This is a genomic window from Chromobacterium sp. LK1 (assembly GCF_001043555.1).
Taxonomy (GTDB): Bacteria; Pseudomonadota; Gammaproteobacteria; order Burkholderiales; family Chromobacteriaceae; genus Chromobacterium; species Chromobacterium aquaticum.
In genome coordinates this window covers 1-17,580 of record NZ_LDUI01000036.1, presented here as the reverse complement: position 1 = coordinate 17,580, position 17,580 = coordinate 1, and the positions used below count along the sequence as shown (strand labels likewise).

Genomic DNA, 17,580 nt, shown 5'->3' with positions numbered 1-17,580 from the left:
AGAACCTGTTCAAAGTCTGCTGCGCTTCAGCGATACGGCGTTAAAAACGAGCTCAAAATGCTCATGTACCACTTGTACATTCCGCTTTTTCGCTCGTTTTCGCCTTGTCTCGCCTTAGCTCGCGAGATCGTAAACAGGTTCTAATGAAACCAGGAGCTTGCCAGGCCATACGAGCCGAAATGACGTCGGCCCGCATGGCCTATGGCTTCATCGGCCATGCTCAAGGCTGGTTATAGCTGTATTCGATGCCGTTGATCGTGGATTTGAAGCCGTAGCGCGGGAAGGCCGGGTTCGGCTTCTTGGCGAGGTAGGCATCCGCCAGCGCCTCGGCCGCCTGGCGGTAGAACTTGCTCTGGTTCTTGTTGTACCAGGGGTCGTCGTGCGGGTTGGGGCTGAACTTGTAGCTTTGATCGCGGCCGCCGGCGATATAAATGCGGATGCCGCGCGCGCCGGGGCCGGAACCGCCGCTTTTCTGCTCCACATAATTGAAGGTGATGCCGCTTTTTTTGTAATCGGGCAGGCTGCCGCTGATATTGGCGGCCAGCGCGCCACCGGCGGTCAGTGTCAGCGCGCTGACCGCGAGCAAGGCCGCAACGCGGCGAAACAGGAAGTGGAGGGGTGGATGCATGGGACACCTTTCTGAAATGGTTGAGAGCGCTTCACCGGCAACGGCTGCGCTCAATGCCATCGGGATGGATGGAGAGGCGTTAGCGTCGTGAATGGCGCTTAAATGTCGCCTATTTATACAAATGGCAATTAACGTACAACTTTGAATGCCATTTGGATTTAGACGATAGGCGAGCCCACGGCGCGCAGCAAGTCTTGCATGCCAGTCCTTAAGGCCGGGCTGGCGAAACCCCGGAGCCGGCGATGTTTACCGATTGCGGCCGACGGGTGCTGGCCTATGCTGAGAAAGTGGCATGGCGTGGTTGGAAAGCAGGTTTGAGATGGAAGAACGGGATTTGGTGGGCGGCGGCATTCCGATGGCGCAGCTCAAGCTGGAGTTGCTCGCCACTGGCGTATTGCTTATCTCGGTGTACGAGGTAGACGATGAGGAGGCGTTTTTCGTTTACGAGGCCCGCAACGATTTCGACCCGGATGCGGTGCTGGCCGCCGCCGAGGCGAGTTTGGATCCGGTGCGGCTGAGCGTGTTCAGGCATGTGTTTTTTCCGGCCACGGACGATGTCGAAGATGGACCGGAAGAGGACGACGGCTAAGCCGCCGGCGCTGTGTGTAGAAGATGCCAACCCCGCGGATGCGGGGTTTTGCTTTTTCGCGCTGGCGGCGGCCGCGCGCGGCATCCAAAGCCCGCCTGGGGCGGGCTTTGGATGCTGATGGATGGCCCAGCCATGGACCGGGCGCATGCGCTTAGCGCAGGTTCAGCGCCTTGATCGCGCTATTGATCTCCTCCGCCAGGCGCACCTCCTGGCCCAGCTGTTCGTGCCATTGCTGGTTCTGGAAGAAGGCGTAGCGCGCCTTGGAGCCGTTGCCGGCTTGCCAGCCGTCTTTCAGCTGACCATCGAAGAAGAACTGCTCCAGCAGCGCATGGCCGGCGCTGTGCGCCTGATGCTGCGCTTGCTGATCATGCAGGCGCGGCGCGCCGATCAGATGCAGTTCGATGTCGCGGCCCTGCTCTTCATAGCGCCCCTGGATCGGATGTTCGAACACCAGCGGCTGCAGCGTGGCGTGAGTGATGGTGGCGCGGCCGGTGATGTGGCGCGACGGGGTGTACACGGTCAGGTCCAGGCGCAGGTTCAGGCCGCCCGCCTGGCCGGGTTTGTTGACGTTGTAGCTGATGATGAACAGGCCGGATTTTTGATCGCGATCGATAGTCATGTTTGGACTCCTTGAGATCAATGACATCAGAAAAGTTTGGACATCCGGTGGGACGCCCAGGCCCAATGGCGATGTGCGAACCGTGGCGGTAACCGCGGCTGCCCTGTAGTTATATAACTTTTGTTTTTATTTTCTGCCGTACTTAATGGCAGTTGGAAATAAAGAGGCGATGGGGCTTGCGCGCGGGATTAGGGAGCAAGGAGGAGGGAAAGCGCGCCGCCGGAGCTTGGCGGCGCGAGGGAAAATCAGGCTTGTTGCTCGAAGCGCACAGGCTGTTTGCCCAGGCGCTTGGCCCGCACCACCACGGTGCCGGCGATCTTGTCGTGCCAGCCCTGCTTGCGGGCGTCCAGGCCCACCCAGATCAGGCCCAGCAGGAAGGGGAAGCAGGACACGAAGTAGCCGAGATAGCGCAGCGCCGCCTGCATCGGCGTCATCGGCGCGCCGGTCTTGGCGTCCACGATGCGCGCGCCCAGCAGCATCTTGCCCGGCGTGCTGCTTCTGAACCACCAGAACGCCAGCACCGCCGCCGCCGGCAATATCCAGTTGATCAGCAGGCTGGCCAACGGGCTCAGCTCGAAACCGCCTTGCAGCATGAAGGCCTGCATCATCCAGCCGTCGCCGCTTTCCGCCATGCGGCTGGTTTCGCCGCCGCCGCGGGCCAGCAGCCAGATCACCGGCGCCAGCACCAGGCACAGCAGCAGGGTGTCGACCAGGCTGGCCAGCACCCGCAGCCAGAAGCCGACGTATTCCAGTTCTTCCGCGCCGTCTTGCATCATCAATCCTCCAGATTGGGCTTGTGCTTGGCCGCCACGCGCAGGTAGTGCTCGGCGGAGTATTGGAAATAGGCCAGTTCCTTCTCGGTCAGCGGCCGCGCCTGCTTGACCGGGTTGCCCAGGTAGAGATAGCCGGATTCCAGCCGCTTGCCGGGCGGCACCAGGCTGCCGGCGCCGATCAGCACCCGCGGTTCTATCACCGCGCGGTCCAGCACGATGCTGCCGATGCCGACCAGCACCTCGTCGCCTATGGTGCAGCCGTGCAGGGTGACGTGGTGGCCGATGGTGACGTTGCGGCCTATCACCAGCGGCGCGCCGGCCGGGTCCGCGGCGCTGTGGTGGCTGACGTGCAGCATGGCGAAATCCTGGATATTGGAATTCTCGCCTATGCTGATGGCGTTGACGTCGCCGCGGATCACCGCACAGGGCCAGACCGACGCGCCCTCCGCCAACGAGACCTCGCCGATGACCACCGCCGCCGGGTCGATGTAGCAGCTGTCGTGGATCTGCGGCTGATGCCCGTCATAAGGGCGGATATTGCTTTTCATCGGTCTGTCCTCATCTGAAATCGGGTAAAGTTCCTATCATACCCCCACAGGATGCCAATATGAGCCAGAACCCCTTGCTGGACTTTTCCGGGCTGACCCGTTTCGCGGAGATCAAGCCGGAGCACATTTCCCCCGCCATCGACGAATTGCTGTCCGCCGCGCGCGCCGCGGTGAAGCGGCTGACCGCGGAGCAGGGCGCGCCCAGCTGGGAAAGCTTTGTCGATCCGCTGACCGACGCCACCGAGCATCTGGGCCGCGCCTGGGGCGTGGTGGGCCACCTGAACGCGGTGGTGAACACGCCGGAACTGCGCGAAGCCTACAACGCCAATATCCCGCGCATTTCCGAGTTCTGGACCGAGATGGGCCAGAACCTGGAACTGTACGCCCGCTTCAAGGCGCTGGCGGCCAGCCCGGAGCACGCGGATTACAGCGCGGCGCGCAAGAAGATCGTGTCCAATGATCTGCGCGATTTCCGCCTGTCCGGCGCGGAATTGCCGCAGGCGGAAAAAGAGCGCTTCGCCGCCATCCAGACGCGGCTGGCCGAGTTGTCCGCCAAGTTCGAGCAAAACGTGCTGGACGCCACCGACGCCTTCAGCCTGTACATAGAGGACAAGGCCGAACTGTCCGGCGTGCCCGAGGATTCGCTGGAACTGTTCGCCGCCGCCGCGGCCGGCGACGACAAGAGCGGCTACAAGATCACGCTGCAATTCCCGTTCTACTTCCCGGTGCTGCAATACGCCGACAACCGCGCGCTGCGCGAAAAGCTGTATCAGGCCAATGTGCAACGCGCATCGGAGTTCGGCCCGTCCGACCGCGACAACAGCCCCATCATCCGCGAAAAGCTGAAGCTGGCGCGCGAGGAAGCTCAGCTGCTGGGCTTCGCCAACTTCGCCGAACTGTCCTTGTTCACCAAGATGGCGGAAAGCCCGGAACAAGTGATCGCCTTCCTGCGCGATCTGGCCGCGCGCGCCAAGCCGTTCGCGGTCAAGGACCGCCAGGAATTGGAAGCCTTCGCCGCCGCCGAACTGGGCCTGGCCAAGCTGGAAGCCTGGGACCTGGCCTATGCCGCGGAAAAACTGCGCGTGGCGCGCTACGCCTTCTCCGAGCAAGAAGTGAAGCAATACTTCCCGGAAAGCAAGGTGCTGCCCGGCCTGTTCGGCGTGGTGTCGACGCTGTTCGGCATCGAGGTGCGCCCGAGCAGCGCGCCGGTCTGGCATCAGGACGTGCGCTTCTTCGACATCCACAAAGACGGGCAACTGGTCGGCAGCTTCTACTTCGACCTGTACGCCCGTGACGGCAAGCGCTCCGGCGCCTGGATGGACGACGCGCGCGGCCGTCGCAGCAAGAGCGGCCAGGTGCAGACGCCGATTGCCTACCTGACCTGCAACTTCACCCGCCCGGTGGGCGACAAGCCGGCGCTGTTCACCCATGACGAAGTGATCACCTTGTTCCATGAGTTCGGCCATGGTCTGCACCATATGCTGACCCGCGTCGACGAACTGGGCGTGGCCGGCATCAACGGCGTGGAATGGGACGCGGTGGAACTGCCCAGCCAGTTCCTGGAAAACTTCGCCTGGGAATGGGACGTGGTGCAGGGCATGACCAGCCACGTGGACAGCGGCGCGACCTTGCCGCGCGAGCTGTTCGACAAGATGCTGGCGGCCAAGAACTTCCAGAGCGGCATGGCCACGGTGCGCCAGCTGGAATTCGCCTTGTTCGACCTGCAGCTGTACAGCGGCTTCGACGCCGACAAGGGCAACTGGCTGACCTTGCTGGACGAAGTGCGCAGCGAAGTGGCGGTGAACTTCCCGCCGGCTTACAACCGCTTCCCCAACAGCTTCAGCCACATCTTCGCTGGCGGCTACTCGGCCGGCTACTACAGCTACAAATGGGCGGAAGTGCTGTCCGCAGACGCCTACGCCGCTTTCGAAGAAGCCGGCGGCGCCAATCCGGACACCGGCAAGCGCTTCTGGGATGAAATCCTGGCGGTGGGCGGCAGCCGCCCGGCCTTGGAATCCTTCCGCGCCTTCCGTGGCCGCGACCCGCAGATCGACGCGCTGCTGCGCCACTCCGGCATGGTGGAGACGGCTTGAAACGAGCGTTTTATGCCGAGGGAAAAATAATCCGGTTTGCGCCGGAACTCTTGTGAAGCGCCGTGGCTCTAATTTTTTGCTCAGTGGGTTATCTCCAGAGCAGCAAGCGAGCCAGACGCATATCAGGGTAGATTGATATAGTGTCTATTGTGCGCCTCCGTGCAGACGGAGGCGCCTTTTTTTTGCCGCGGATCGCGCGGCTAAAAGGTTCAGTCGTCCCGCTCTGGTTTGGCGGACGGCGGCAGCGGCTGCAGGGTGTGGCGGTGCTGGAAGGTGGGGGTCCGCATCGAGAACGGCGGCGTCAACGGCGCCAGACGAGGACGGTTGGGGTTGCGCGTCGGGCACAATGCCTGTTGCGCGTCGTGCTGCTTGTGCTTGATAGTCAAGAACTTGCTCCGGTTACGACGACATTTCGATCATAGGCCGGCGTTTCCGGCGTTGGCAAATCCGCCGCGCCGGGGTGTTGTTTATTTGTTTAAACGAATCTGTTTAATTTGGCGTCAAATAATCAACATTGGCGCCGCTTGCAGGCCAAGGCTTGGCAGTGCCGCGCGCTGCGGTTATGGTGTCGGCCTTTGCCTGAAAAACTATTGGAGAGCCCGCTGATGCGTTTTGCCACCTGGAACGTCAATTCCCTCAAGGTCCGCCTGCCGCAAGTGATCCAGTGGCTGTCCGACAGCCCGGTGGACGTGCTCTGCCTGCAAGAATTGAAGATGGATCAGGACGTGTTCCCGCTGGCCGAGATCGAAGCGGCCGGCTATCGCGCCGCCTGGTTCGGCCAGAAAACCTATAACGGCGTGGCCATCCTGGTGCGCGCGCCGCTGGAGCTGGAAGACGTGGTGTGCGGCATTCCCGATTACGGCGACGAGCAGCGCCGGGTGATCGCCGCCACGGTGAACGGCATCCGCGTGATCTGCGGCTACTTCGTCAACGGCGAGGCGGTGGATTCGCCCAAATATCCGTACAAGCTGGAATGGCTGGCCAATCTGGAGCGCTACGTCACCGCCGAACTGCAGCGCCACCCGCAGTTGCTGCTGCTGGGCGACTACAATATCGCGCCGGAAGACCGCGACGTGTACGACCCGGAAAGCTGGCACGAACAAGTGCTGTGCAGCACGCCGGAGCGCGAGGCTTTCCGCCGCCTGATCGCGCTGGGCCTGAGCGACAGCTTCCGCCTGTTCAACCAGGAAGAGAAGCAATACAGCTGGTGGGACTACCGCGCGATGATGTTCCGCCGCAACAAGGGCGTGCGCATCGACCACATCCTGGTCAGCGACGCCTTGAAACCGCGCGCGCTGGAATGCGTGATCGACAAGGCGCCGCGCAAATGGGAGCGCCCGTCCGACCACACCCCGGTGGTGCTGACCCTGGCCGACTGAGCGCGGCCCAAGCTTGGCCCGACGCGCCCGTGCCAAAGGCAGGGGCGCGCTTCCTTCCCTAAGAACCTGTTCAAAGTCTGCTGCGCTTCGGCGATACGGCGTTGAAAACGTCTTCAAAATGCTCATGTACCGTGTGTACATTCCGCTTTCTCCGCTTTCTCCGCTTTCTCCGCTTTCTCCGCTGTTTTCGCCTCGCCCCGCCCTTGCCCGCGAGCCTTTGAACAGGCGCTAAAGCCTTATTTCGCATCAAGGCGGCAGCCGCGCCGCGCCGGCATCATGCCGTCATGACTCATCCCACCCCATCTGTGCAAATCGGCCTGTGGCTGCTGCTGTCCGGGCTGACCCTGCTGGCGGCCTGGCTGGCCGAAGGCGGCCGGCTGCCGTCTCTGGCGCTGATCGCGCTGGGCCTGGCCTGGTTCAAGGGCGTGCTGCTGGTGGAACACTATATGGGCCTGCGCCATGCGCCGCGCTGGTTGCGCGCGCTGGTGCAGGGCTGGCTGGCGCTGGTGTCGGCCGCGCTGCTGCTCAGCTTTATCTGAAGGAATGCCGATGAACGCGCCAGAAATCCTCGATATCCCCGTGCCCTTTTACCAACCGCAGGGCGCCGAGTGCGAACTGTTCGAAGCCGCCTGGCGCCAGCAACTGCCGGTGCTGATCAAGGGGCCCACCGGCTGCGGCAAGACCCGCTTCGTCGCCCATATGGCGGCCAGGCTGGGCCTGCCGCTGATCACCGTCTCCTGCCACGACGACCTGAGCGCCGCCGACCTGGTGGGCCGCCACCTGATCGCCGACGGCGCCACCGTCTGGTGCGACGGCCCGCTGACCCGCGCGGTGCGGATAGGCGGCATCTGCTACCTGGACGAAGTGGTGGAAGCGCGCAAAGACACCACCGTGGTGCTGCATCCGCTGACCGACGACCGCCGCATCCTGCCGGTGGAACGCACCGGCGAAGTGCTGCAAGCGCCGCCGGGCTTCATGCTGGTGGTGTCTTACAACCCCGGCTACCAACACGTGCTGAAAACGCTGAAGCCCAGCACCCGCCAGCGTTTTGTCGCCATGAGCTTCGATTTTCCGCCGCCGGAAGTGGAAATCGGCGTGCTGACGCGGGAAAGCGGCGTCAGCGAGGCGCTGGCGCGCCAACTGGTGACGCTGGCCGGTCAGCTGCGGCGCTTGTCCGGCTATGACCTGGAAGAAGCCGCCAGCACGCGGCTGCTGGTGTACGCCGCCAAGCTGATCCAGGCCGGCCTGCCGCCCTGGCAAGCCTGCCGCACCGCGCTGGCGGAACCGCTGAGCGACGACGCCGACACCGTGGCGGCGCTGCTGGCGGTGATCCAGACCCAATTCCCCGGCTGAGCGACATGGAAGACATCGTCGGCGGCTGGTGGGACAAACTGGCGCGGCGCGCGGCGCGGCGCGGCTTTCCGGAATACGCGGCGGAGCTGGCGCAAGTGACGGCGCAGGCGCCGCTGTTCTTCCGCGCGATGGGCGGCGACCCGGCATTGGCGCTGCGCTCCACCGTGGGCACCGAACACGGCGCGCGCCGCGGCTGGCTGCAGCGGCTGGCCGGCACCGGCGCGCGGATGGAATTGGCCTGGCAGGACAGCCAGGCGCTCTACCTGCCGGAACGCATTGATTGTTTCCCCAGCGCCGCGCTCAACCGAGACTGCTACTTCTGGCTGCTGGCCCAGGCCGCCTATGCGGCCGACAGCGACGGCGACTGGCTGAGCCGCAACCGCCTGGCCGCGGCGCGCGCCTTGGCGGCCATGCCCGGCCTGGCCGCCCTCTACCGCCGGCTGGCGGCGGCCGTGCTGGAGCAGCGGCCGGAGCCCGCCGGCCTGCCGCCGGCGGAGGCCGAGGTGGAACGCGCGATCCAGGCGGCGCTGAGCCGGCCGGAACAGGCGGTGACACTGCCGCCGCTGAGCCGGCCGCCGCAGCCGGTGCCGCTGTGGCTGCACCCGGAACCGCCGCTGACGGACGCGGGCGGGCAGGGCAGCCGCCATGCCGACGGCGAACGCGGCGGCGGCAAGGACGCCCAGCGCCAACGCCGCCGCTACCGCGCCCGGCGCATGGAACAGGACCAGCGCAAGAATGGCATGCTGATGGTGTTCCGCGCCGAGAGCCTGTTCACCTGGGACGAATACGTCAAGGTCAACCGCCACAACGACGACGACGATGACGGCAACGGCGAAATCGCCGCCGAAGACATGAACCGGCTGACCCTGGGCCAGGACGCCCATACCCGCGGCAGCCGCTTGCGTTTCGATCTGGACCTGCCGGCCGCCGCCTACGACGACACTCCGCTGGGACCGGGCATCAAGCTGCCGGAATGGCACTGGAAGCGGCAATGCCTGGTGGAGGACCACTGCCTGCTGCGGCCGATGCTGCCGCGCGATGCCGCGCCGGCCCCGTTGCCGGAACGCTTGCAGCCGCTGGCGCGCCGGCTGCGGCGGCAATTCCAGGCGCTGGCGCCGGAACGCCGCCGGCGCAGCGGCGAAACCGCCGGGCCGGACATCGACCTGGACCGGCTGATCCGCTTCCTCGCCGAACGGCGCGGCGGCGCGGCGCTCAGCGAGCCGGCGCTGTACCAAGACTGGCCGCCGGGCGAGCGCAGCCTGGCCTGCCTGACCCTGGCCGACCTGTCGCTGTCCACCGAAAGCTGGCTGGGCGAGACCGGCCGGGTGATCGACGTGATCCGCGACAGCCTGCTGCTGTTCGCCGAGGCGCTGGTCGCCAGCGGCGACGACTTCGGCCTGTACGGTTTTTCCTCGCTGCGGCGGCAGGAAGTGCGGCTGCAGATCCTGAAGGATTTCGCCGATCGCTACGACGACGACGCCCGCGGCCGCATCCTCGCCATCCGGCCCGGCTACTACACCCGCATGGGCGCGGCCATCCGCCAGTGCACCCGCATCCTGAGCGAGCGGCCGGCGCAGCGGCGTCTGCTATTGCTGATCTCGGACGGCAAGCCCAACGATCTGGACCATTACGAAGGCCGCTACGGCATAGAAGACACGCGCCAGGCGGTGCTGGAAGCCCGCCGTGCCGGCCTGACTCCGTTCTGCGTGACCATAGACCGCGAGGCGGGCGACTACCTGCCGCATTTGTTCGGCCGCAATGGTTATGCGCTGGTGCGGCAGGCGGAGCGGTTGCCGCAGGCGTTGACCAAACTGTATGCCAGTCTGACGACGTGAGATTGGGGCGAATCAACTTTTTGTATCCGCTGCGCGGATGATGATTTTCATTGCCGGGGCTGCCCGGCGGGCAGGAAGGGGAATTTGCTCGGCCAAATTCCCCTTCACCCCAAAGGCCGCCCTGCAAGCCTGGCCTGCGGCTTCCCGCCGGTTCCCGTCAGGCCCGAGGCGCGGCTGAACTCGCAGCGCGCTAACGTCGCGCTGCTCGAACAAGCCGCCGCTTAAAACCTCGGGCCTGCCACCCGTCGGCAGGCTTGAAGGGAGTGGGGTAGCGTCGCATACCTGCTTGCTTCGTTGATGACACGCAAAGTCCTAAAAGTGGCGAACTGGCATAGTTGAGCAAGTAATCAAGGAGTTCCATGGCCAAAAAATTCCCGCTACACCCCGCCCACCCCGAGCGCATCTGCTGGGGCTGCGACCTCTATTGCCCCGCCAACTCCCTGCAGTGCGGCAACGGCTCCAGCCGTACCCAGCATCCGGCGGAAGTGCTGGGCGACGACTGGTATCAATACGGCGACTGGGGCCTGGAAGATTCCCCGGTCACCGGACAGGACGGCTCCGGCAAGCGTTGATTCGAATCAAGGCTGTCTGTATGCGTCCGGGATGATCATGCTCGCAAAAGGGTTATTCCTAACGCTGGAGCGCACGCCATGAAGTCTCCGAAGCAGTCCCTGTTCACCAAGAGCGTCTTGCTCGCCCTGTTGCCGCTGGCAGCGGCGCATGTCCGGGCGGACACCGCCGCCCCGCCCGCCGGCGAGGCGATGCACCAGAACGCCAACGCCAAAGCCCCGCCGATGACCGAGGCGGAATTCACCCGCGGCAAGCAAATCTACTTCGAACGCTGCGCCGGCTGTCACGGCGTGCTGCGCAAAGGCGCCACCGGCAAGGCGCTGACGCCGGACATCACCCTGGCGCGCGGCACTGAATACCTGAAAACCTTCATCAAATACGGCTCCCCGGCCGGCATGCCCAACTGGGGCACCTCCGGCGAATTCAACGACCAGCAAGTGGACCTGATGGCGCGCTATGTGCAGCAAGAGCCGCCCACCCCGCCGGAATTCGGCATGCAGGACATGCTGGCCACCTGGAAAGTGCAAGTGCCGGTGGACAAGCGTCCGCGGCGCAAGGAAAACCAGCTGGACATCTCCAACCTGTTCTCCGTCACCCTGCGCGACGCCGGCGAAATCGCGCTGATCGACGGCCACAGCAAACAGATCGTCAGCGTGATCAAGACCGGCTACGCCGTGCACATCTCCCGGCTGTCCAAATCCGGCCGCTACCTGTACGTGATCGGCCGTGACGGCAAGATCAACCTGGTGGATCTGTGGATGGCCAAGCCGGACAGCGTGGCGGAAATCCGCATCGGCCTGGAAGCGCGCTCGGTGGAAACCTCCAAATACCGCGGCTACGACGACAAGCTGGCGGTGGCCGGCGCTTACTGGCCGCCGCAATACGTGATCATGGACGGCGCCAGCCTCAAGCCGTTGAAAATCGTCGGCACCCGCGGCATGACGGTGGACAACGAATACCACCCGGAACCGCGCGTGGCCTCCATCGTGGCCAGCCATTACAAGCCGGAATTCGTGGTCAACGCCAAGGAAACCGGCAAGATCATGATGGTGGACTACTCCGACCTGGCCAACCTCAAGACCACTACCATAGACGCCGCCAAATTCCTGCACGACGGCGGCTTCGACGCCAGCGGCCGCTACTTCATGGTGGCCGCCAACGCCTCCAACAAAGTGGCGGTGGTGGACACCAAGCTGGACAAGCTGGCGGCGCTGGTGGACGTGGGCAAAACCCCGCACCCCGGCCGCGGCGCCAACTTCACCGATCCGCAATACGGGCCGGTGTGGGCCACCAGCCACCTGGGCGACGACAGCATCAGCCTGGTGGGCACCGATCCGGAAAAACACAAGGCCCAGGCCTGGAAAGTGGTGCGCACGCTGAAAGGACAGGGCGGCGGCTCGCTGTTCATCAAGACCCATCCGCAATCCGCCAATCTGTGGGTGGACACCGTGTTCAACCCAGACGCCAAGCTCAGCCAGAGCGTCGCGGTGTTCGACATCAAGCACCTGGACAAGGGCTTCAGCATGCTGCCGATAGGCGAATGGTCCGGCCTGAGCGACGGCGCCAAGCGCGTGCTGCAACCGGAGTACAACAAGGCTGGCGATGAAGTCTGGTTCTCGGTGTGGAGCGCCAAGGACAAGCAATCCGCCATCGTGGTGGTGGACGACAAGACCCGCAAGCTCAAAGCGGTGATCAAGGACCCGCGCCTGGTCACCCCCACCGGCAAGTTCAACGTCTACAACACCCAGCACGACATCTACTGACCCCGCCAGCACGCCTGCCGGGCGCGGCCCGGCGGGCGGAGGAGACTGCAATGAAAACAAGCCTGATCCTGGCCTGCGCCGCCCTGGCGCTGCACGCGCTGCCGGCCGCGGCCGCCGCGCCGGAAGCGTTGCTCAAGCAGCACAACTGCCTGGCCTGTCACGCGCTGGATGCCAAGCTGGTGGGGCCGTCCTACCAGCAGGTGGCCGCCAAGTACAAGGGGCAGGACGTCGCCGCCAAGCTGATGGACAAGGTGAAGCAGGGCGGCTCCGGCAGCTTTGGCCCGGTGCCGATGTCGCCCAACCCGCAAGTGCCGGACGCCGATCTCAAGGCCATGGTGCAATGGATCTTGAACCGCTGATCCGCGGCGCGGCGGTAGCGCTGCTGCTGTGCTGCGGCAGCGCCATCGCCGCGCCGGCGGCCCCCGCGCCGGAGCGGGCGGCCCAGTTGCGCCACCTGGTGCGCCAGGACTGCGGCGCCTGCCACGGGCTGAGCCTGGGCGGCGGGCTGGGCAGCCCGCTGACGCCGGCGGCGCTCAAGGACAAACCCGACGCCAGCCTGGCCACCGTGATCCTGGCCGGCCGGCCCGGCACCCCAATGCCGCCCTGGCGGCCATTCCTGACGGAAGAAGAAGCGATATGGCTGGTTTACTGGTTAAAGCAGGGCGCGCCGCCCTGATTCCGGCGCTGGCCGCGCTGCTGGGCGGCTGCGCCGCGCCGGCGCTGCGCGGCACCGGCGACCTGGGCGTGGTGATAGAACGCGCCAGCGGCAGCGTGCAAGTGGTGGACAATACCCGCGCCGAAAGCCTGGGCCGAGTGGAAGGGCTGGGCGATCTGTCCCACGCCTCGGTGGTGTTCTCGCGCGATGCGCGCTACGCCTACGTGTTTGGCCGCGACGGCGCCATCAGCAAGGTGGACCTGCTGCGCCGGCGGCTGGAACGGCGCGTGGTGCAGGCCGGCAACAGCATAGGCGGCGCCATCTCCTCGGACGGCCGCGTGCTGGCCGCGCAAAACTACCAGCCGGGCGGCGTGCGCCTGTTCGACGCCGCCACGCTGGCGCCGCTGGCCTCGGTGCCCGCCGCGCCGGGCGCGGACGGCAAACCCTCGCGCGTGGTGGGCCTGGCGGACCTGCCGGGCCGGCGCTTCGTTTACGCGCTGTTCGATGCCGACGAAATCGACGTGCTGGACGCCGCCGACCCGGCCCAGCCGCAACTGACCCGCTACCGCGACGCCGGCAAGCGCCCCTACGACGGCCTGGCCAGCATGGACGGCCGCTATTTCCTGGCCGGGCTGTACGGCGAAGACGGTTTGTCCCTGCTGGACACCTGGCGACCGGAGCAGGGCGTGCGCCGCATCCTGGCCGGCTATGGCCGCGGCCAGCAGCCGCTGCCGGTGTACAAGATGCCGCATCTGCGCGGCTGGGCGCTGGCCGGCGATTACGCCTTCCTGCCCGCCATCGGCCGCCACGAAGTGTTGCTGGCGGACAACCGCAGCTGGGCGCAACTGGCCGCCATCCCGGTGCTGGGCCAGCCGGTGTTCGCCATGGCGGAACCGTCCGGGCGGCGGGTCTGGGTCAACTTCGCCTTCCCGGACAACGACAAGGTGCAAGTCATCGACGTGCCCACGCGCAGCGTGATCGCCACCCTGAAGCCGGGCAAGGCCATCCTGCACATGGAATTCACCCCGCGCGGCGACGCGGTGTGGCTGTCCAGCCGCGACGACGACAAACTGGTGGTGGTGGACACCGCCAGCCTCAAAGTGCTGCGCGAACTGCCGGCGCAAAGCCCGTCCGGCATCTTCTTCAGCTGGCGCGCCAGCCGCATCGGGATGTGAACATGGAGCTACCGCATACCGAACCAGCCCTGCTGCGGCTGATCAACGGCTGCCAGCGCGGCTTTCCGTTGCTGCCGCGCCCGTTTGCCGCGCTCGCCGCCGGCATGGAACCGGGCTGGAGCGAAGCCCGGCTGCTGGCCGCGCTGCAACAAGCGCAGGCGGCCGGCCTGCTGACCCGCGTCGGCGCGGTGTTCGCGCCCAATACCGTGGGCAACAGCACCCTGGCGGCGATGGCGGTGCCGGCGCAGCGGCTGGAAGAAGTGGCTGCCTTCGTCAGCCGCCAGCGCGAGGTCAACCACAACTACCGGCGCGACCATCATTACAATCTGTGGTTCGTCGTGGCCGCAGCCTCCTCGGCCGGCGTCGCCGCGGCGTTGAGCCGCATCCGCCTGGCCACCGGCATCCGCCCGCTGGACCTGCCGCTGCTGCGCGAATACCACATCGACCTGGGCTTCTCCTTCCTGCCCGATGCCGCGCCGGCGGCGCAGGACGCGCCCGCGGCGGCGGACGACCCCGGCCTGGGCGCCGGCCAGCGCCAGCGCCTGCTGGCGGCGCTGTCGCCGGGCCTGCCGCTGACCGAGCGGCCTTATCAAGCGCTGGGCGCGCAATGCGCGCTGAGCGAAGCCCAGACCCTGGCGCAAATCGCCAGCTGGCAGCGCCAGGGCGCCATCCGCCGCCTGGGCATGGTGGTGCGCCACCGGGAACTGGGCTATCGCGCCAACGCCATGTGGGTGTGGCGCATCGACAATGAGACCGAACGCGAACGCGTGGCGCTGGCGCTGGCGGCGGAAGCGGCGGTCACCCTGTGCTATGAGCGGCCGCCGCGGCCGCCGGACTGGCCCTACCAGCTGTTCACCATGATCCACGCCCGCGATGCGCAAAGCCTGGACGCCGTGCTGGCCGACATCCGCCACCGGCACGGGCTGGAACGGCTGCCGCAGGCGGTGCTGCGCTCAACCCGGCGCTACAAACAAACCGGAGCCTGCTATGGATACGCCTGAAGCGATAGACAGGCTGGAAGCGCTGGACGCGCGGCTGATAGACCGGCTGCAAGGCGGCTTCCCGCTGGCGGCGCGCCCCTACGCCGTGGCCGGGCGCAGCCTGGGCATCAGCGAAGACAGCCTGATCCGGCGCCTGCGCGAGCTGCTGCACGCCGGCGTGCTCAGCCGCTTTGGGCCGATGTACCAGATAGAACGCCTGGGCGGACGCTTCGTGCTGGCCGCGTTGGCGGTGCCGGAAGCGCGCTTCGACGAAGTGGCCGCCGCCGTCAACGCGCTGCCGGCGGTGGCGCACAACTACCGCCGCGAACACCGGCTCAATATGTGGTTCGTGCTGGCCGCGGACAGCGCGGACGCCATCGACGCCGCCCGGCGCGGCATCGAGCTGGTCACCGGCCTGGCGGTAAGCCTGTTTCCCAAGGAGCGGGAATACTTTGTGGGCATGCGTTTTCAGGTGGGCGGCGCGGCCCCGGTGGGCGCCGCCGCCGGCGCGCGGCGCGCGGGCGAACCGGCCGCGCTGAGCGCGGACGACCGGCTGCTGATCCGCGCCACCCAGGCCGGCCTGCCGCTGTGCCGGCAGCCCTACCGCGATATTGCGCGGCAACTGGGCTGGATCGAGGCCGAAGTGACGGCCAAGCTGGCGCGCTGGCTGGAGCAGGGCGTGGTGCGCCGCATCGGCGCGGTGCCCAATCATTACGCCATCGGCTACCGCGCCAACGGCATGGCGGTGTTCGACGTGGCGGACGAACAAGTGGACGCGCTGGGCGCGCAACTGGGCGGCCTGGACGCGGTCAGCCACTGCTACCGCCGGCCGCGCCAGCCGGGCTGGCCGTACAATCTGTTCGCCATGCTGCACGGCAGCGAGCGGCCGGCGGTACTGGCCGCGGTGGACGATGCGCGCGCCTTGCTGGGCGAGGCCTGCCGTAGCCACGAGGTGCTGTTTTCCAGCCGGATTTTGAAGAAAACGGGCTTGAGGTTGTGAGGACCGGGTTTTGAACTTTGTGGTTTTGAATCCGCTACGCGGATGATGATTTAGGGCCGGTTCCGCCCTGACCGAGCGATGCAAGCGTAGCGTCACGAGGGAATAAAACGGAAAGGGGTCAAATCGCTGCAAACAGGGCAGCCGCTTAAGGCCTCGGGCCTGCCTCCCGACGGCAGGCTTGAAGGGAGTGGGGGCGCGTCGGGTACGTACTGGCTGTGATATTTTGCCAGCGGCGTCCTCGGCCTTAATGCAAATCAGGCTTAGTTGCCGGATTCCATTGACCCGCATCAAGGAGCCGCCACCGCCGCCAGCCGCACACTGAGCCATCTTCTCGCGTGGAGCCGGCCATGTTGCGACTGACCCAATACCTGCGGCTGCTGTGCGAGCCGGCGGCCATCCCGCCGCCAGGGCGCGCGATGCCGGCCGGGCCGCAAGGACCGGTAGTGATCTGGAACCTGATCCGCCGCTGTAACCTCACCTGCCAGCACTGCTACTCCACCTCCGCCAACCGCGACTTCGCCGGCGAACTGAGCACCGACGAAGCCTATGCGGTGCTGGACGACCTCAAAGCCTACGGCGTGCGCGTGCTGATCCTGTCCGGCGGCGAACCGCTGCTGCGGCCGGACCTGCCGGCCATTGCCCGGCGCGCCAAGGCGCTGGGCTTCTATATCGGCCTGTCCAGCAACGGCACCCTGATAGACGAGGCCGCCGCCGCCACGCTGGCCGACATCGGCTTTGATTACGTCGGCGTCAGCCTGGACGGCATTGGCGCCACCCATGACCGCTTCCGGCGGCTGGACGGTGGCTTTGTACTGGCGCTGCGCGGCCTGCGGCTGGTGCGCGACGCCGGCCTGAAAGTGGGCATCCGCTACACCATGACCGAAGACAACGCCGCGGACCTGCCGGCGCTGCTGCAACTGATGGCGGATGAAGCCATCGACAAGTTCTACTTCTCCCACCTCAACTACGCCGGGCGCGGCAACAAACACCGCGCCGACGACGCCCGCCACGCCCGCAGCCGCTGGGCGCTGGAACTGCTGATCCAGCAAGCGCTGGCGCAGATCCAGACCGGCCAGCCGCGCGACTTCGTCACCGGCAACAACGACGCGGACGGCGTCTACCTGCTGCACTGGGCGCGCCGGCACTACCCGGAGCGCGCCGACGCGCTGCTGCGGGCGCTGCGGCGCTGGGGCGGCAACGCCAGCGGCGTCAACATCGCCAATATCGACAACCTGGGCAATGTGCACCCGGACACCATGTGGTGGAAAGTGACGCTGGGCAATGTGCGCGAACAGCCGTTTTCCGCGATCTGGCAACAGCCGCGGCATCCGCTGATGAGCGGCCTGCGCCAATCCCCGCGCCCGGTGGCCGGCCGCTGCGGCGCTTGCGCCCATCTGGCCATCTGCAACGGCAATACCCGAGTGCGCGCCTGGGAGCTGAGCGGAGACTTCTGGGCGGCGGACCCGGCCTGTTATCTGAGCGATGCGGAAATCGGCGTGGAGCCGGGCCGCCACGCGCGGCCGGAGCTGACGCCGTGGAGCCGGGAAGCCCGGTCCTAAATGAGTCGCTAACAAAATCGCGCAGCGTAGCTGAGCCAAGGCGCGCCGACGCAGGCAGTAC

Annotated in this window: 19 protein-coding genes; 14 read left to right on the top strand and 5 right to left on the bottom strand. The window is 66.2% G+C overall.

Features of this window, described 5'->3' with window-relative positions:
• Window positions 1-220 precede the first annotated feature (220 nt).
• Entirely contained in the window at window positions 221-628 is a 408-nt protein-coding gene (locus VI26_RS23320) for a hypothetical protein (protein WP_053074468.1), read from the bottom strand.
• Window positions 629-920: 292 nt separating this feature from the next.
• Here VI26_RS23320 and VI26_RS16550 point away from each other — a divergent pair, with 292 nt between their 5' ends.
• Window positions 921-1,217, top strand: coding sequence for a hypothetical protein (locus tag VI26_RS16550; protein WP_197081506.1), 297 nt, complete (start codon window positions 921-923; stop codon window positions 1,215-1,217).
• A gap of 151 nt (window positions 1,218-1,368) precedes the next feature.
• Here VI26_RS16550 and VI26_RS16545 read toward each other — a convergent pair whose 3' ends face one another.
• The 3 genes from VI26_RS16545 to VI26_RS16535 all read right to left on the bottom strand — a co-directional run bounded on the left by VI26_RS16545 (window position 1,369) and on the right by VI26_RS16535 (window position 3,157).
• Window positions 1,369-1,836: a DUF1842 domain-containing protein gene (locus tag VI26_RS16545; RefSeq protein WP_048410860.1), complete on the bottom strand. Its 468-nt coding sequence runs from the start codon at window positions 1,834-1,836 to the stop codon at window positions 1,369-1,371.
• A gap of 245 nt (window positions 1,837-2,081) precedes the next feature.
• Window positions 2,082-2,612 carry an RDD family protein gene (locus tag VI26_RS16540; protein ID WP_197081505.1) on the bottom strand — a complete coding sequence of 177 codons (531 nt, stop codon included), beginning with the start codon at window positions 2,610-2,612 and terminating at the stop codon, window positions 2,082-2,084.
• On the bottom strand, window positions 2,612-3,157 hold the full coding sequence (locus tag VI26_RS16535) for a gamma carbonic anhydrase family protein (RefSeq protein ID WP_048410859.1): 546 nt from the start codon (window positions 3,155-3,157) through the stop codon (window positions 2,612-2,614). The genes VI26_RS16540 and VI26_RS16535 overlap by 1 nt, the downstream gene beginning before the upstream one ends.
• 59 nt (window positions 3,158-3,216) lie before the next feature.
• Between VI26_RS16535 and VI26_RS16530 the strand changes: the two genes are divergently transcribed.
• Window positions 3,217-5,250 (top strand): M3 family metallopeptidase, encoded by a 2,034-nt coding sequence (locus VI26_RS16530; protein WP_048410858.1) that lies wholly within the window; start codon window positions 3,217-3,219, stop codon window positions 5,248-5,250.
• A 209-nt stretch (window positions 5,251-5,459) separates the two neighbouring features.
• On the opposite strand, the gene VI26_RS24635 is transcribed toward VI26_RS16530, so the two are convergent.
• Window positions 5,460-5,636 (bottom strand): hypothetical protein, encoded by a 177-nt coding sequence (locus VI26_RS24635; protein ID WP_156183916.1) that lies wholly within the window; start codon window positions 5,634-5,636, stop codon window positions 5,460-5,462.
• Between the two features lie 219 nt (window positions 5,637-5,855).
• Between VI26_RS24635 and xth the strand changes: the two genes are divergently transcribed.
• The 12 genes from xth to nirJ all read left to right on the top strand — a co-directional run bounded on the left by xth (window position 5,856) and on the right by nirJ (window position 17,519).
• Window positions 5,856-6,629, top strand: coding sequence for an exodeoxyribonuclease III (gene xth, locus VI26_RS16525; RefSeq protein WP_048410862.1), 774 nt, complete (start codon window positions 5,856-5,858; stop codon window positions 6,627-6,629).
• Between the two features lie 284 nt (window positions 6,630-6,913).
• On the top strand, window positions 6,914-7,168 hold the full coding sequence (locus VI26_RS16520; RefSeq protein WP_048410857.1) for a cytochrome C oxidase subunit IV family protein: 255 nt from the start codon (window positions 6,914-6,916) through the stop codon (window positions 7,166-7,168).
• A 10-nt stretch (window positions 7,169-7,178) separates the two neighbouring features.
• Window positions 7,179-7,982, top strand: coding sequence for a CbbQ/NirQ/NorQ/GpvN family protein (locus tag VI26_RS16515; protein ID WP_048410856.1), 804 nt, complete (start codon window positions 7,179-7,181; stop codon window positions 7,980-7,982).
• A gap of 5 nt (window positions 7,983-7,987) precedes the next feature.
• Window positions 7,988-9,817, top strand: a complete 1,830-nt coding sequence (locus VI26_RS16510) for a nitric oxide reductase activation protein NorD (protein ID WP_048410855.1) — start codon at window positions 7,988-7,990, stop codon at window positions 9,815-9,817.
• Window positions 9,818-10,176: 359 nt separating this feature from the next.
• Complete coding sequence (locus VI26_RS16505) at window positions 10,177-10,389, top strand: DUF3079 domain-containing protein (protein ID WP_048410854.1); 213 nt, start codon at window positions 10,177-10,179, stop codon at window positions 10,387-10,389.
• Window positions 10,390-10,467: 78 nt separating this feature from the next.
• Window positions 10,468-12,150 (top strand): nitrite reductase, encoded by a 1,683-nt coding sequence (locus tag VI26_RS16500; protein WP_048410853.1) that lies wholly within the window; start codon window positions 10,468-10,470, stop codon window positions 12,148-12,150.
• A gap of 50 nt (window positions 12,151-12,200) precedes the next feature.
• Window positions 12,201-12,509 (top strand): c-type cytochrome, encoded by a 309-nt coding sequence (locus VI26_RS16495; RefSeq protein WP_048410852.1) that lies wholly within the window; start codon window positions 12,201-12,203, stop codon window positions 12,507-12,509.
• Window positions 12,491-12,826 (top strand): cytochrome c, encoded by a 336-nt coding sequence (locus tag VI26_RS16490; RefSeq protein WP_048410851.1) that lies wholly within the window; start codon window positions 12,491-12,493, stop codon window positions 12,824-12,826. The genes VI26_RS16495 and VI26_RS16490 overlap by 19 nt, the downstream gene beginning before the upstream one ends.
• Window positions 12,787-13,980 (top strand): cytochrome D1 domain-containing protein, encoded by a 1,194-nt coding sequence (locus VI26_RS16485; protein WP_048410850.1) that lies wholly within the window; start codon window positions 12,787-12,789, stop codon window positions 13,978-13,980. The genes VI26_RS16490 and VI26_RS16485 overlap by 40 nt, the downstream gene beginning before the upstream one ends.
• A 2-nt stretch (window positions 13,981-13,982) precedes the next feature.
• On the top strand, window positions 13,983-14,981 hold the full coding sequence (locus tag VI26_RS16480; RefSeq protein ID WP_048410849.1) for an Lrp/AsnC family transcriptional regulator: 999 nt from the start codon (window positions 13,983-13,985) through the stop codon (window positions 14,979-14,981).
• A complete protein-coding gene (locus VI26_RS16475; protein WP_048410848.1) occupies window positions 14,968-15,960 on the top strand; it encodes an Lrp/AsnC family transcriptional regulator in 993 nt (330 codons plus the stop codon). Before VI26_RS16480 ends, VI26_RS16475 begins: the two co-directional genes overlap by 14 nt.
• A gap of 347 nt (window positions 15,961-16,307) precedes the next feature.
• On the top strand, window positions 16,308-17,519 hold the full coding sequence (gene nirJ / locus VI26_RS16470) for a heme d1 biosynthesis radical SAM protein NirJ (protein WP_048410847.1): 1,212 nt from the start codon (window positions 16,308-16,310) through the stop codon (window positions 17,517-17,519).
• The last annotated feature ends 61 nt before the right edge of the window (window positions 17,520-17,580 follow it).

Bases quoted from the DNA above. Each gene is read 5' to 3' on its own strand.
- VI26_RS23320 (WP_053074468.1), bottom strand. From the start codon at position 628: ATGCATCCACCCCTCCACTTCCTGTTTCGCCGCGTTGCGGCCTTGCTC.
- VI26_RS16550 (WP_197081506.1), top strand. From the start codon at position 921: ATGGCGTGGTTGGAAAGCAGGTTTGAGATGGAAGAACGGGATTTGGTG.
- VI26_RS16545 (WP_048410860.1), bottom strand. From the start codon at position 1,836: ATGACTATCGATCGCGATCAAAAATCCGGCCTGTTCATCATCAGCTAC.
- VI26_RS16540 (WP_197081505.1), bottom strand. From the start codon at position 2,612: ATGATGCAAGACGGCGCGGAAGAACTGGAATACGTCGGCTTCTGGCTG.
- VI26_RS16535 (WP_048410859.1), bottom strand. From the start codon at position 3,157: ATGAAAAGCAATATCCGCCCTTATGACGGGCATCAGCCGCAGATCCAC.
- VI26_RS16530 (WP_048410858.1), top strand. From the start codon at position 3,217: ATGAGCCAGAACCCCTTGCTGGACTTTTCCGGGCTGACCCGTTTCGCG.
- xth (WP_048410862.1), top strand. From the start codon at position 5,856: ATGCGTTTTGCCACCTGGAACGTCAATTCCCTCAAGGTCCGCCTGCCG.
- VI26_RS16520 (WP_048410857.1), top strand. From the start codon at position 6,914: ATGACTCATCCCACCCCATCTGTGCAAATCGGCCTGTGGCTGCTGCTG.
- VI26_RS16515 (WP_048410856.1), top strand. From the start codon at position 7,179: ATGAACGCGCCAGAAATCCTCGATATCCCCGTGCCCTTTTACCAACCG.
- VI26_RS16510 (WP_048410855.1), top strand. From the start codon at position 7,988: ATGGAAGACATCGTCGGCGGCTGGTGGGACAAACTGGCGCGGCGCGCG.
- VI26_RS16505 (WP_048410854.1), top strand. From the start codon at position 10,177: ATGGCCAAAAAATTCCCGCTACACCCCGCCCACCCCGAGCGCATCTGC.
- VI26_RS16500 (WP_048410853.1), top strand. From the start codon at position 10,468: ATGAAGTCTCCGAAGCAGTCCCTGTTCACCAAGAGCGTCTTGCTCGCC.
- VI26_RS16495 (WP_048410852.1), top strand. From the start codon at position 12,201: ATGAAAACAAGCCTGATCCTGGCCTGCGCCGCCCTGGCGCTGCACGCG.
- VI26_RS16490 (WP_048410851.1), top strand. From the start codon at position 12,491: ATGGATCTTGAACCGCTGATCCGCGGCGCGGCGGTAGCGCTGCTGCTG.
- VI26_RS16485 (WP_048410850.1), top strand. From the start codon at position 12,787: ATGGCTGGTTTACTGGTTAAAGCAGGGCGCGCCGCCCTGATTCCGGCG.
- VI26_RS16480 (WP_048410849.1), top strand. From the start codon at position 13,983: ATGGAGCTACCGCATACCGAACCAGCCCTGCTGCGGCTGATCAACGGC.
- VI26_RS16475 (WP_048410848.1), top strand. From the start codon at position 14,968: ATGGATACGCCTGAAGCGATAGACAGGCTGGAAGCGCTGGACGCGCGG.
- nirJ (WP_048410847.1), top strand. From the start codon at position 16,308: ATGTTGCGACTGACCCAATACCTGCGGCTGCTGTGCGAGCCGGCGGCC.